A 13,959-nucleotide genomic window follows, 5' to 3' on the forward strand; every position below is an offset into this window, starting at 1 on the left:
CTTATTCATAGCGAATAGGAAACCTCCTTGCTTTGTTGGTGGGTTGCAGCTCAACTATAGCACAGGCTTTTCCTATTCGCTATCTTTTTTTATCCGCTAGTGTAACACATCTATTGTAATCCTACATCTGTAAAAGATATAATAAAATCCTTAATCTTGTTCTATAAAAAAAATAATACTATAATAATAGAGTCTGAGGTTTTTTGAAATATTAACCGTTTTATGCGGTTTGCAATATTACGGAGGTAAATATGAATTTTAAAGCAATAACGATTTATACAACCCATGAGGGTATAGATCCAGTTACAGGCAGGCTGTATACACTGGGCATAAACGGCGTTGAAATCGAAGACAAACAGGACTTTGAAGAATTTGTAGCTGAAAATACGCCGAACTGGGATTATATAGACGAATCTGTTTCAGAAAAGATGTCCGGCGAAACCAAAGTAAAAGCATATGTCGCCGACAACGCGTCTGGAATGGAAACCATACGCCTGATTAAGGAAAGCATGCAGGAACTGAAAAAGTTTGACACAGAGGGCAAGTTCGGCAGGCTGGACGTGGAACTTTCAACAACTTCCGAAGAAGAATGGGCGGATAATTGGAAGCAGTATTATAAACCGACCAAAATAAGCCGGCAGTTGGTCATCGTACCAGAATGGGAACAGTACGAAGCGCCAAGCGGCGTCACGGCGGTAAAAATCAATCCCGGGGCGGCTTTTGGTACAGGAACACATGAATCCACTCGCCTTTGCCTCGAATTTGTTGAAGAATTCACCACACCAAAAACGAGAATGCTCGACATCGGTACAGGCAGCGGAATTCTTGCCGTTACTGCGCTGAAACTGGGCGCAAAAAGCGCCTGCGGTATCGACATTGACGAGCTTGCGGTGAAAGCATCAATGGAAAACGCCGCTTTAAACGGCGTTGAAGACAGGTTTATATCAAGGCTCGGAAACCTTGCCGACAACGTCGACGGCACCTTTAATCTTATTACCGCAAATATTGTGGCCGATGTCATAATCCAGCTTATTCCGGATATCCCGCAGCATCTTGCTTTAGGCGGCATATTTGTCGCTTCCGGAATCATTGACTCCCGTGAGGAAGAGGTAAGAAAAGCCCTTGCCGACAACGGGCTTTATGTATTCGATTCAAAAAATCAGAAAAGCTGGGTAGCACTCGCTTGCAAAAAGAAATAATTGAGGAGAAATTATATTCATGCCGAAATTTTTCATTGACGCCGAAGAAATAAAAGATACTGCTTCCATAGTAGGTGCAGACGCCGCCCATATTGCCAAGGTTTTGAGAATGAAGGTCGGTGAACCCCTCACCGTATGCGATTGCCGCGGCTTTGATTACACATGTGAAATTGTGTCAGTAAGCCCGACGGCAGTCTCACTTAATGTTCTGGAACGCACTGTGTCCCTGTCAGAGCCAACAGTCAAGGTGACGCTGTTTCAGGGATTGCCCAAAGGTGACAAAATGGATTTAATTGTCCAGAAGAGTGTTGAGCTCGGCGTCAGTGAGATAGTGCCGGTAATCACCAGAAGGAGTGTTTCAAGGCCGGACAAAAAAACACTGCTGCGCAAAATCGAGCGCTGGAACAAGATAGCCGCCGAAGCGGCAAAGCAGTGCGGGCGCGGTATTCTGCCCAAAGTTGCCGACGCTGTTGACTTCTATACCGCCGCCGAAATGGCAAAAGACATGGACTTGCCGATAATGCTCTATGAGCGCAGCGGAGGCACGATGGGTGACCTGCTTTCCGGCTGTATCGGCATAAAAACTTTCGGCGTAATGGTAGGGCCCGAGGGCGGTTTTGACGATATCGAGGTCAGTTTTGCGCGTGAAAGAAATATCCGGACCGCGGGCATGGGTCCCCGCATTTTACGGACGGAAACAGCTCCGCTATCCGCCCTGTCTGTTATTATGTACGCAACCGGAAATTTATAAAAGCCGATAAAAGTTTAGGGCGCCCTTTGGGCGCCCCTTTTTATTCCCACACCGTTATAACTTTTCCCTCGTCAAGGCTTTTCTTGACATCAATAGCGCGCTGGTTGGAAGAGCCGCGAAACTTCAAATCATAGCTTTTAAGCGACGCTATGAACGGCCCGTCCACAAGCACGTCAGTCTCGTTTAACAAATCCCTGACGGCGTCGTCTTCCTTTGCTTTTTCGACAAGGTGTTCAAACAGATAACCTGTAAAGGTTACTACATCAAGGCCGGCTTCATGCGTAAGGCGCGCAATTTCGGCCATAGCCTTCGGCTGGCAGAAAGGCTCTCCGCCGCTCAGCGTGACCCCCGTCAAAAGCGGGTCTTTTTTTATCTCCGCCATGATCCTCTCGGGTGTCACTTTCTTTCCACCCGAAAAGGGCCAGGTCTGAGGGTTGTGGCAGTCCCGACAATGGTGCGGACAGCCCTGCGCGAATACAACAAATCGAATACCGGGCCCGTCTACAATGGATTCCCGGATAATTCCCGATATATTGAGCTCCGACATAATAATCTCCTTTATGGTGTTATAACCTTGGCGTCCGAGGTGCCGTCCGGCCGCCTTATAACGTCTATACGCGCGGTTATGCGCTCGCGAAGTTCACCGACATGGGAAATGACCCCGATGAGCCTTCCGGAAAGGCGCAGCTTTTCAAGCGCGTTCATCGCCGTCTCAAGGGTTTCGGTGTCGAGCGAGCCGAACCCTTCGTCAATGAACAGCGAATCGAGCCTTATGCCGCCGGAATAGGACTGCACAACATCGGACAGCCCAAAGGCAAGCGACAGCGACGCCAAAAACATCTCGCCGCCGGAAAGTGTGCTTACACCCCTCTCTCCGCCGCTCCATGCGTCACCGACGGCGAGTTCGAGGCCTTTTGTGCCGTTTCCCCGCGTCGGCGAGGCAGCCCTTATGAGGGTATAACGCCCCCGGCTGAGCTGTGACAAATGGATATTGGCGCACGCGACAATATCGTCGAGCATAAGGCCGAGCACAAACTGGTGGATCGGCGTTTTGAGAGGATTGCCGCCGTTGGCAAGCCCGCTCAGGTGGTCGTAAAGCGAGAATTCCTGCCTGAGTTTCTCTTCCCTTTCCGCGTTCTCCCTAAGGCTTTTCTTCACATTTTCAAGGCTCTTGAGCCTTGCTTCAAGCGCGCCTTTCTGGGACTGCGCTTCGGCGTTGCGCTCCCTCGCCTCCTGTTCACTCCGCCGCAGGCTTTCGATGTCGGGGCGGGATACGCCGGAAAGTTCCTTGTTAAGCGACACTACCTTGTCCTTTTGCAGATTTATCTCCCGGTCAAAGGATTCTATTTCAGCTTTTAATGCCTGATACTCTTCTTCTGTTAATGTAAGCGCTTTCACATCCGTATCCCGCGGAAGATGCAGGTTCTCAAGGCAGCCGATATACTCCTTTTGTGCCTTTTCAAAGGCGGCCTCCGCCGTCTTTGCCACATCCTGCGCTGCCTTTTGCCGTTCGAGCGCACCGGAAAGGGCGCTTTTCGCTTTTTCCAACCGGTCACGGAGCGCTTTCACAGTCTGTGAAATGCTCTCGCACTGCTCTTTCAGCGCATTAATCTTTCGCTCGACCTCAGCGGCGTCCCTCAATTCTTCGGGAACGGAGGCAGTCAGCAATGAATATCTCTCTTTAAGCGCTGTCACAGCGGCTGACGAGTCTTCCGCCGCTTTTTTCAGCTTCTCGCACTGTTCGCGGGCTGCGGCAAGCTCATTCTCAGCCCTCTTTTGCTGCGCTTCTAAATTCTTTACCCGTTCCGCGGCCTCATTGGCCTCTGACAGCGCCCTTTTGACGGCTTCCAGTCTCTGTTGGGCTTCCGGCAAGCTGTAACTTAAGTTTTCGCATTTGGAGAGCAGTTCCTTGTACTGTTTGTTGGCAGAATCGAATTTACCGCGTATCTGTGCGCCGTCTTTTAGAACAGCTTGGTGTTTTTTCTCAAGCCCATCGACAATTGTCTTTTGAGTCTCAATCTCCTCTTTTGACGGCACACCTGTAACAGCCGTGGCGGGGCATGGGTGTGAAACCGAGCCGCAGACCGGACACTTTTCGCCGTCAACCAACGTCTGTGAAAGGCGGTATGCGGCGTCGGAGTCCAGTGCCGCCTGCATAGCTTCAAGCGCCTTTTTCTCGTTTTCAAGGTTTTGCTTCAGCGCTTTATACTCTGCACGCTTTCTATTAAGTTCTTTTGAAAGCTCATCAACTGAACTTTTCAGCTTTTCAAGGTTCTTTAGCGCATCTATATTGGCCTCAAGTTCCTTTTTCTCAGCAGTCAGGTCGGGCAGGTGTGCAATATACTGTTCCCTGTCTTTCTGGATACTCGCTTTAAGCTTCTCTATCTCCGACTCCAGCCTTTTGACCTTCTCCGATTCCAGAACCGCCTTTTCCCGCGCGCTCTTTTCCTCGCTGCCCTTGTTCTTGAGATCCGCCGCCGCGGCACAAAGCGCCCGCGCCGGCTCCAGAATTCCCTCAAGTCTCGCGATATCTCCCGCCATTTTCTTAAGTTCCTGGTCTTTCTCGTCGCACGAGGCGGCCTGCTCTTCGGCCTTTTTCGCCTCCAGCTTTGCGGCTTCAAGGGCCTTTTCGGCTTCCGCAAGCTGGGACTTTGCTGTACTTAATGTTGTCTTTGACTCGGTGAACGCATTATAGTACGGGAGCAGTTCCCGCGCCTTTTCGGACAGGGAAAGCCTCTCCCTTTTTTGCTCTATGCTATCCTTCTTTTTTGAAAGCTCTTCAAGATTCCGCCGCGCCGCCTCAAGCTCGCTGAACTTATTTTCAATCTGTTCCGCGCGGCGCAATTCCGTGAGCTTTTTGTTATATTGTTTCAAAAGGGACTCGATATCCTTATTTAAACCCTCAAGCTGTTCGCCTGCTGCGCGTATAGCCTCCTCGAGCTGCTCTACATTTTCACACTCTACACTTCTGCAAAGGGTGATGGTCTCGTCCGCGCACTTTTGCAGCTCATCTCCCAACGATTTCGCTTTTTGCGCCAGCGCTTTTGAAAAGGCCTGCCAGCGCGCCGTTCCGAAAAGCGTCTCGAGGATTTTTTGCTTTTCCGTAGAAGGTGACGTCAAAAGCCTCCTAAACTCTCCCTGGGGCAGCACCACTACCTGCGAGAACTGCTCGTTTGAAAAGCCAAGCAGTTCTTTGGCCTTGTCCTTCATTTGCGCGCCGGAGCAAAGAAGCTTCCACTCGCCCCCGTCCATCACAGAGCAGTTTTCCTCGTAATCGGTCACTTTGTCTATTTCGCCGGTGCGCCTTTTTACTTTTCTAATCCGCATAGAGCGTTCAAATTTATAGACCGTGCCCGCCTTCTCCATTTCGAACACGACCTTTGTTTCAAGGTCGTCCGGTGCGCCGACCGTCCGCATGTCCCTGACGTCACGGATTGAGCCGGCGGCACGCCCGTACAGCGCATATGACATTGCGTCAAGAATAGTGGACTTGCCGCAGCCGGTTGCGCCCGTAATCAGGAACAGCCCGCTCTTGTAGAGCTTCGTGAAATCTATTTCGGTATTTTCGAGATACGGCCCGAACGCCTGCATTATAATCTTTCTTGGTTTCATACCTCGTCACCCGCCTTTTCCATCAGTTCATCGAACACACGAAGCTCATCCTCTTTCGGCTCAATCCCGCAGACCTGGCGCAGAAATTCCTCAAAAAGCAGCTTATCCCCCGAACCGGTGCGCAGATTCTGTTTTAAGCTCTCGCGGTCGCCGTCGCCTGCCGTCAGGTCAAGCCAGCCCGGGTGCAATCCAAGCACATTGGGATAGTGCTCCCGCAGCAGCGCCATCGGTTCAAAGACCGGCCGCGTGTCAAGCAGATTCGCATAAATAAAGTCGTCCCTATTGCTGTCCTTTTGCGCCGCGCCGATTATATCTTTGATTGTCCCGGTTATTGTGCGCATGTCATGGAGCGGTTTTATTGGGATAAGGCGGCGTTCAATGGTTCCGTCCTTTATATCAAGCAGAACAAGTGATTTTTTCTGATGTTCCTCGTCAAAGGAGTATTTCAGCGGAGACCCGCTGTAGGCGCCGTTTTTGCCAGAGCGCTGCGGGCCATGAAGATGCCCGAGCGCCACATAATCGAACTTGTCGAACAACGACGGGTCCACCTCGTCGCTTCCCCCGACGGAGAGGGGCGATTCGGACTCACAGGTGACGCCGCCCGCCGCAAAACAGTGGGCGACAAGGATATTGACAGCGCCGTTAACAGGCTTTATCTGTTCCATAACGGCGGCAAAGGCGGCATTTTGTCCCCTTATGTCATCCCGCGCCAAGATATCCCTTGCTATCGCCGCGTCAAAATAGGGCAAAAGGTGTATGTAAACCGCCGTATCCTTATCTTCTATAAGAATAGGGTCGGTGTCGAACGGCCGTGCTGAAATATAAAGTCCCTGAGGGCGGAGCAGCTCGGCATAAACAGCCAGCCTGTCGGCGCCGTCGTGGTTTCCTGCTATGACAGCCGTTTTTATTCTTCTTGTCAAACAAATCTCCTTGACCGTGCGGCTGAAAAGCTTGACCGCTTCTGCGGGCGGCACCTGACGGTCAAAAATATCACCTGCGATAATCAGTGCGTCGGGGCGCTCCTCGTCGAGAACCGGCAAAAGCACATTGTCTATAAAATACTCCTGTTCAGGCAACATTGACCGCCCCATAACAGTCTTGCCTAAATGCCAGTCGGACGTGTGAAGAATTTTCACTTGCGAGCCACTCCCCATTCTTAATTCTGCCGCCGCAGTATTAATCCAAAGGGGCTGTCCCATCAACGAATTGCCCGATAAATGCCCTTTAAGGGGTAACCCCGTCATATCGGGCAATTGCGGTTGTTCGCGCGTTTAAGACAGCCCCAATTAAACATTATTAAACTGAAATATTACTCAAGCTTTATTACGTTGTCGAACACAGTCTCGATTTGAGCCGAAATTCTGAAATTCTTATGGTAGTTGCCGAAAATCCATTTTTTATATTTGCACTTCTGACGAATACATTCAAGATATACATTGAGCGAATTTAAGTCGTAATCCTTGCCCTCAAGGTATCTCCTGAAAGACGTGGGCGCCTCGTGCGTTATAATATAATCCACCTTCCAGTCGTTTTCAACGAGGTTGGATATGCCTTCCTTCATTTCTTCCTCCGACGGAAGCTCTTCTTTCCACCATGACCTATTGGGAATACGCATATCAGAATCTGTGCTTTCGCCGCCGCCGAAAGTGAATATCTTTTTGCCGTCGATGGTATAGACTTGTCCGCGCATAAGGTGAATAAGATTGCCTGAAATTACATGCACCTTACCGCCGTTCCACATCGTTACCGGATATTTGTAAAGCAAATCAAAATTCTCGTGTGCGCCGTCAATAAACAGTATGTCGTGTTTGGATTTTCCGAGCTTTTTAAGGCTGCGCAGCTCGTCCTTTCCGCCAGTCCATATAAGACCAAAATCACCGCAGACTATTATATGGTCGTTCTTTTTTATCCGCCCGTATTTGCGGCCGGTAAAATCCTTTATGTCACCATGGACATCACCGGTAACAAAAAACAAGTGCAATCCCCCGATTCCGGCGCATATTACGCCAAAGACTTAAAATAAAGCATTTAAGGCAGTATGTAATTCTGCGTGCCGACGATTTTGCCGCCCTTTAAGAAAACACGAGGAACGCGTTTCCCGATAAGGCAGGCCGTTTCATAGTTGATTGTCCCCATAAAATCAGCTAATTCCTCCATCGTCACGCAGTTGTCTCCGTCCCTGCCGATAACCGTCACAATCTTGTTTTCGGCGGCTTCAGGAATATCAGTAACGTCAGCCATACATTGGTCCATGCAGACGCGCCCTATGATACGCGCGCGCTTGCCGGCTATAAGAACATCTGCCTTGTTTGATAGGCTGCGGGCAAACCCATCGGCATATCCTACCGGAAGCGTTGCCACACGTTTTTTGCCGTCGGTTACATATTTCATGCCGTAGCTTACCGCTGTACCGCTCTCAAGGGTTTTCACCTGCGACACAATCGTTTTAAGTGACATTACCGGTTTTAATTCAATTGGCAGGGGCATCCCCTCAGCAGGCGTCATACCGTAGAGTATTATCCCTGGGCGCACCATATCAAGCTGCATTTGCGGGAAATTGAGAAGCCCCGCGCTGTTGCAGCAATGGCGCAAACGGAATTTAAGTCCTCTGTCGCCAAGCTTTTGTATAATGTCAGTAAACCGTTCGAACTGGATTTTTGTAAAATCCTTTTCAGGCTCGTCGGATACCGCAAAGTGGGTAAATATGCCCTCAAGGTCAAGAGCGGGCAGGTTTGAAACCTCCATTATCTCATCAATGCTGCCGGCATTTTTTACAGGGTCGTGATAAAGAAATCCTATACGGCTCATGCCTGTATCAATCTTTATATGAACTTTCAGCGTACCGCCCGCGCTCTGAGCCGCCTTTGAAAGCTCCTTTGCGTACTGCAAACTTAATACTGTCTGGGTTATGCCTTTTGCAATCATCTCGCCGGCGTATTCGGCGGGGGTGTAGCCAAGTATCAGTATCGGTTTTTTGATGCCGCTGCCCCTGAGCTGCAAGGCCTCCTCCATATTGGAAACGCCGAAATAATCCGCTCCGAGTGCCTCAAATTCCCCGGCTACAAACGGCGCGCCATGCCCATAGGCGTCGGCTTTGACTATGGCCATCAACTTGCAGTCTTTATGTATGTAGTTCCGTATGGCATGATAGTTGTGCGCTAAACAGTCGGCGTCAACCTCAGCCCAAGTTCTTTTAAGAAAGCAGGACAATTAAATTACCTCCGGTAGTCAAAAAAATTAGCAAGTCAAAACAGTACAATACCGTTTGGCTCTGTGCAAGTATCTATATATCCAAAATTAACAAAAGTACATATTTATAATTATATTACTTGGGGCCTAAAAATCAACTCAAAACGGTTAAAATTAAAAATTGGATTTGGGGTCTCGTGCTTGCCAGTTACACGCGTTTTCGTATATAATTGAAATCTATACAGGACAATTATCTGAAAAGGCGGTAAAAACAGTGGGTGTCATAATTCATAAGAACAACCGAATAGATTCGCTCGACGCTATAAGGGGCGTCGCCATCCTCGCAATGGTATTTTATCACGCGCTCTATGACATTGACGATATCTTCGGGTATCATATCCCGATACTTGACACCCTGCTGTTCGAAATAGTGCGCCAGCCGTTCACCTGGGCGTTCATCCTCCTTGCGGGCATATCCTCAAGGTTTTCCCACAACAATATAAAGCGCGGCTTAAGGGTACTGTTTTTCGGCCTTGTTGTTACCGCGGTGACGGTTATATTTATACCGAGCCAGTCAATTTATTTCGGTATCCTGCATTTTATGGGCATTGCGATATTGCTTTTTGAACTGATAAAGCCGGCATGCGACCGTATTCCGCGCAAAGTCGCCTTTGTCATCTGGTCATTTTTGTTTGCCATAACTTTTACAATGCCTGAATCCCATGTCATCGGGTTCCCCGGCATTATCGGCATAGCACTTCCGGAATTTTTGCAGAACACGCCCCATCTCTATGCGCTCGGTTTTCCTGACGCCAACTTCTTTTCAGCCGATTATTTCCCGATGATACCGTGGTTTTTTATGTTCCTCATAGGAACGGTTATCGGCGTTCCTATAAAAAACCGCCGCCTTCCCGAAAAGTTCTATACCGTCCGCGTGCCTTTCCTCGCAGCGGCGGGGCGCAATACGCTGCTCATCTACGTTCTGCATCAGCCCATTATTTACGGCCTGCTTTACGTTATTTTCAATGTATTTTTTAAGTAACCTGCATGCTGTTTGACATATGCGATAGAATATTTATATAGGATATTTTTGCAAAAGATTTGTTTTTGTCTGTATGGAGGCCTTTTTAATGCGCAGGATTTTTGATTTTCACTCCCACGCCTATCCTGAAAAAGTTGCGATAAAATCTGTTGACTTTCTCAATAATTATTACAATGTCAACTGTCAAGGCAGCGGCACAATGGACGACCTTTTGGATTCGGCACGAAGCGGAGGGGTCGGATATTTGCTGGTGCATGCGGTGGCCACAAAGCCGACGCAAGTCGAAAACGTAAACAACTGGATAGCGGCGCACCTATCAGAAAACATCTTCGGGTTCGGAACGATTCATCCCGCATATGAAGGCGGGATTTTAAAGGAACTGGACCGTATCCGTTCCCTCGGTCTGCGCGGTCTTAAACTCCATCCTGATTTTCAGGGCTATTATGTGGACGACCCGTCCATGGATATCATCTATAAAGCCATTGAAGGCAAAATGCCCGTTCTGATACATACCGGCGACAAAAACACCGATTTTACGTCACCGAGGCGGCTCGCAAACGTACTCGACCGGTATCCAAACCTGACTGTTATATCCGCTCATCTCGGCGGCTACTCTGAATGGGACGAGGCAGAGAAATATATAATCGGGAGAAACTGCTATATCGACACGTCCAGCTCTATATGGGCGCTGCCGAAAGAAAGGGCAGTCAATATTATAAGAAAACACGGCGTCGATAAGGTTTTGTTTGGCACCGATTACCCGCTTACCAGACACAAGGATGAGCTTGAACGGTTTTTAAGTTTAGGGCTTACTGAAGAGGAAAACAACAAGATATTATTTGAAAATGCGAAAAGGCTTCTCGGCCTTGATATCTGAAAAAGATAGACAAAAGGGCTGCCGCAATGCGGCAGCCTTTTTTGTTTTGTACTACGTATGCCCCAATGGGTATTATCATGCGAAAGAAAGCCAAATGGCGATTATCTATTCTCTCAAGCCAAACGGCAAACATTTTGAAGCTCAAGAACCTACCTATATTTTTGCAGAAAATCATACCTTATCTATAAAAAATGATATAATAATGGGTAATTATTATACATGCAGGTTCTTTACCGGAGGGTCTTATGCGCAGAGTTGTTTTTCTTGTTGATATGAATGCTTTTTATATCAGCTGTGAGCAGATGCGCCACCCTGAAATCCGCTCAAAGCCTGCCGCTGTAGCCGGTGACCCCAAAAAACGCAGCGGAATCATTCTTACGGCAAATTATGAGGCGCGGGCATATGGGGTTAAAACCACAATGACAATCGGGGAAGCCCGAAAACGCTGCCCCGACATCATTTTGCTGAAACCCGACCACCATTTCTACAGCGAAGTGTCTTCCCGCGTTATGGATATCTTAAGCTCCTATACTCCGGTCCTACAGCAAAACAGTATCGATGAGGCTTGGCTCGACATGACCGGCAGCGACAGGTTATTCGGCGAGCCTTCCGCCGCAGCAAAGAAAATAATGGACGAGATCCTCTCTAAACTCGGTCTTTGGTGCTCGATAGGCATATCGGAGAACAAATTTTTGGCAAAGATGGCGTCCGATATGAAAAAACCGCTCGGTATCACCGAGCTTTGGCAAAGTGAAATCAAAGAAAAACTTTGGCCGCTTCCCGTCAGCGCAATGTACGGCGTCGGGGCCAAAACTGCCTCGAAACTGAACTCTCTCGGATTATATACAATAGGTGACATGGCCACTTACGGCAAAGATATACTGCCGAGAAACTTTGGAAAATACGGCAGAGAGCTTTTCGCGCTCGCAAACGGCGAGGACAACGACCCGGTGACTCCCATCGTCCGGAATTCGATGAAATCAATAGGACGCTCGACAACCATGCCGCGGGACATCACGGACATAGAAGAAGCCCGCAGCGTTATCCTCGCGCTGTCAGAAGAGGTTGGGGCAGACGCTCGGCGCCATAACAAAAAAGGCACTACTGTTCAGTTGACCCTCAAGTATTCCGATTTTACTTGTATAACGCGCCAATCCCAAATCCCGGCGACATATCTTACTAAGGAAATAAGCAATGCGGCTGCAGCCCTGCTTGAAAAAAACTGGACCGGACGCCCTGTGCGTCTTATCGGCGTTTCGATAAGCGGATTCGGAGGCGACATGCCGGAACAGCTCTCATTCTTTTCTGACACCATCTCCGCTGACGCAAAAGAAGAAAAACTTGAAAAGACCATCGACACCTTGCGCGAACGGTTCGGCTACAATACTGTAAAGCGTGCGTCGCTGCTCGAGAATAAAAGGAAAAACAAAAAATAAAGTGCTGCCTTAAAACAAAAGACAGCATATCAAAACCAGCAATAATTCTTTTATAAACGCCGGCAATCGGCTGCGGATTCCCCGCTTTACTCCGCCGCTGATTGTATTGTCAAGTTAAGTGCACCCGGGTCGTTTTTTAAGTCGATGATCTTCATTTCTTTTCTGTCAAATACTTTAACGACTGGACGAAGCGCGCAATCGGAGTAATTGAATTTTACATAACCTTTGTTGCCGTTGCTCAGCATTATTTTTGTTCCCACCGGAAAAGCCGCTACCTTTCTGGTAAACACCTTTACGATATCCGGGTCAAAAAGTATGCCGCCGTTAGCCATGATATACTCAAAGGCCTCATAAGGCATTACTGCGGGGCGATAGGGCCTGTTTGAAATTAAGGCGTCGTAAACATCTGCTATCGCGATAATTCTTGCAAAAAGGCTGATTTGGTCACCTTTCAGGTGCCCCGGATAGCCAGTTCCGTTCCATCTTTCGTGATGATGTAATACTCCCTGCCTAATTCTTGCATGAATTCCTCGTTTCTCGCTTAACATAGAAAAACCGGTTACAGGATGATTTTTTATCGCGTTGATTTCCTCTTCTGAAAGGCTGTTGCTGCTCTCGAGGAGTTCCTGGTCGTAATTATTAAGTCCGATATCGCAGAATGCAGCACATATGCCGAGCATCCTTAATTCCTGCTTTTTCATATTCAGGCCGGTTCCAATTATCATGGCGATCGTCGTCATATTGATCGTATGATAGTATCTATAATCTTTCTCGGTTTTAAATTCATAAATATCATAAATCGGTTTTGCGCAGAAAAATATCTCATCGGCTATATGCTGCACGGCAGCTACGGCCTCATCAACAACATTGTCGGTTTCACCCCAATTTGACGCGGCCTTTAAATACATAGTCCGGATATTCTTGACCGCATTCATCCTGGTTTCGGGTTTAACCACCGGCGTTATTTTAATATCATCAGTCAATTCATCTTCAATGTACAGCCCATTTATCCCAATTTTGTGAAGCCTGTCAATATATGTCCTATGCAGCGGCTGTCCCCGTCTTAACAGCAGGAATCCATTAGTATCAAAAATATCTTGGCCCAGAAGCATGCCTTCCTTTATTTTCGATACATTGATATATCTCATGTTTGGTTACCTCTGTGATGATGAATAGATTGTAATGTCAGTGAGATAAATTGAAATGTAATAAAATGTCTATTCAATTTTTACTTAAGTAATATTCAGACGCATATTGTATAAGCCGCCTTTTTTAGGTCGGCACATTCGCTGCATATATGACAATTATTTATACAGCAAGGCAATTTCTGACGTTATTTTTCGTTCTGAATATTTAAAAAAGTGTAAAAAGCGACGGCTATTAAGATAATAAAAATTACCTTTATGCACCTCAAACAAACTTCTTTCCCTTTTCAAATAAAGTCCTTTTATAGACAGCCCTCAAACCCTTGAGAATACTGGCTTGTTATTCTCTTCCAATTTCCCATTTAATTCCTTTTTCCTTATTCCTTACTTCCTAAAGTCCTTTCATTCCTCAATTTTTAGGGCAAAAAATGAAAATAAAGTGCTTTTAGTATTGAGGGTTAAGGGGGAAGGGTTAAGGAGAGATTTTACCCATTTTTCATTCCATTTTCTTTTCCATTCAATCTTCTAATCCATTGATTTTTCTGGCTTTTAGCCTTATTCCTTGTTCCTTATCCCTTAAAACTTCTAAACAAAAAACATGGCCTACAGGGTATTTCCTTATCCCTAATAAACCATGTTTCCTAAAAGTACTTTATTTACTCCCTCTCAAACATTTGAAAAATGAAAGGAGTTTATTTGATGTAGACA

At 47.5% G+C, this 13,959-nt stretch carries 11 protein-coding genes; 5 read left to right on the top strand and 6 right to left on the bottom strand.

From position 1 onward, the window contains the following. The first annotated feature begins 251 nt into the window (after window positions 1-251). Window positions 252-1,199 (top strand): 50S ribosomal protein L11 methyltransferase, encoded by a 948-nt coding sequence (gene prmA, locus V6C21_RS03550; RefSeq protein ID WP_034842607.1) that lies wholly within the window; start codon window positions 252-254, stop codon window positions 1,197-1,199. Window positions 1,200-1,218: 19 nt separating this feature from the next. Further along, window positions 1,219-1,950, top strand: a complete 732-nt coding sequence (locus tag V6C21_RS03555) for a 16S rRNA (uracil(1498)-N(3))-methyltransferase (RefSeq protein WP_034842605.1) — start codon at window positions 1,219-1,221, stop codon at window positions 1,948-1,950. 40 nt (window positions 1,951-1,990) lie between these two features. Here the strand turns inward: V6C21_RS03555 and nrdG are convergent, their stop codons facing one another. The 5 genes from nrdG to alr all read right to left on the bottom strand — a co-directional run bounded on the left by nrdG (window position 1,991) and on the right by alr (window position 8,772). Next, window positions 1,991-2,497, bottom strand: coding sequence for an anaerobic ribonucleoside-triphosphate reductase activating protein (gene nrdG / locus V6C21_RS03560; RefSeq protein WP_479268349.1), 507 nt, complete (start codon window positions 2,495-2,497; stop codon window positions 1,991-1,993). A gap of 11 nt (window positions 2,498-2,508) precedes the next feature. Continuing rightward, entirely contained in the window at window positions 2,509-5,562 is a 3,054-nt protein-coding gene (locus tag V6C21_RS03565) for an AAA family ATPase (RefSeq protein WP_479268350.1), read from the bottom strand. Further along, window positions 5,559-6,698: an exonuclease SbcCD subunit D gene (locus V6C21_RS03570; RefSeq protein ID WP_479268351.1), complete on the bottom strand. Its 1,140-nt coding sequence runs from the start codon at window positions 6,696-6,698 to the stop codon at window positions 5,559-5,561. Before V6C21_RS03570 ends, V6C21_RS03565 begins: the two co-directional genes overlap by 4 nt. A 173-nt stretch (window positions 6,699-6,871) precedes the next feature. Beyond that, a complete protein-coding gene (locus V6C21_RS03575; RefSeq protein ID WP_045085780.1) occupies window positions 6,872-7,537 on the bottom strand; it encodes a metallophosphoesterase family protein in 666 nt (221 codons plus the stop codon). A 53-nt stretch (window positions 7,538-7,590) separates the two neighbouring features. Then, window positions 7,591-8,772 (bottom strand): alanine racemase, encoded by a 1,182-nt coding sequence (gene alr / locus V6C21_RS03580; protein WP_045085781.1) that lies wholly within the window; start codon window positions 8,770-8,772, stop codon window positions 7,591-7,593. A gap of 253 nt (window positions 8,773-9,025) precedes the next feature. Between alr and V6C21_RS03585 the strand changes: the two genes are divergently transcribed. The 3 genes from V6C21_RS03585 to V6C21_RS03595 all read left to right on the top strand — a co-directional run bounded on the left by V6C21_RS03585 (window position 9,026) and on the right by V6C21_RS03595 (window position 12,106). Then, window positions 9,026-9,793 (top strand): heparan-alpha-glucosaminide N-acetyltransferase, encoded by a 768-nt coding sequence (locus V6C21_RS03585; RefSeq protein WP_479268352.1) that lies wholly within the window; start codon window positions 9,026-9,028, stop codon window positions 9,791-9,793. A gap of 88 nt (window positions 9,794-9,881) precedes the next feature. Continuing rightward, on the top strand, window positions 9,882-10,670 hold the full coding sequence (locus V6C21_RS03590; RefSeq protein ID WP_479268353.1) for an amidohydrolase family protein: 789 nt from the start codon (window positions 9,882-9,884) through the stop codon (window positions 10,668-10,670). Window positions 10,671-10,915: 245 nt separating this feature from the next. Then, a complete protein-coding gene (locus V6C21_RS03595; protein WP_034842587.1) occupies window positions 10,916-12,106 on the top strand; it encodes a DNA polymerase IV in 1,191 nt (396 codons plus the stop codon). 86 nt (window positions 12,107-12,192) lie between these two features. Here V6C21_RS03595 and V6C21_RS03600 read toward each other — a convergent pair whose 3' ends face one another. Next, window positions 12,193-13,254, bottom strand: coding sequence for an HD-GYP domain-containing protein (locus tag V6C21_RS03600; RefSeq protein ID WP_045085784.1), 1,062 nt, complete (start codon window positions 13,252-13,254; stop codon window positions 12,193-12,195). Window positions 13,255-13,959: the final 705 nt, after the last annotated feature.

This window comes from [Clostridium] cellulosi (assembly GCF_036762875.1).
Classification (GTDB): Bacteria; Bacillota; Clostridia; order Oscillospirales; family Ethanoligenentaceae; genus Ruminiclostridium_D; species Ruminiclostridium_D cellulosi.

Bases quoted from the DNA above. Each gene is read 5' to 3' on its own strand.
- V6C21_RS03555 (WP_034842605.1), top strand. From the start codon at position 1,219: ATGCCGAAATTTTTCATTGACGCCGAAGAAATAAAAGATACTGCTTCC.
- V6C21_RS03595 (WP_034842587.1), top strand. From the start codon at position 10,916: ATGCGCAGAGTTGTTTTTCTTGTTGATATGAATGCTTTTTATATCAGC.
- V6C21_RS03565 (WP_479268350.1), bottom strand. From the start codon at position 5,562: ATGAAACCAAGAAAGATTATAATGCAGGCGTTCGGGCCGTATCTCGAA.
- prmA (WP_034842607.1), top strand. From the start codon at position 252: ATGAATTTTAAAGCAATAACGATTTATACAACCCATGAGGGTATAGAT.
- V6C21_RS03590 (WP_479268353.1), top strand. From the start codon at position 9,882: ATGCGCAGGATTTTTGATTTTCACTCCCACGCCTATCCTGAAAAAGTT.
- V6C21_RS03600 (WP_045085784.1), bottom strand. From the start codon at position 13,254: ATGAGATATATCAATGTATCGAAAATAAAGGAAGGCATGCTTCTGGGC.
- nrdG (WP_479268349.1), bottom strand. From the start codon at position 2,497: ATGTCGGAGCTCAATATATCGGGAATTATCCGGGAATCCATTGTAGAC.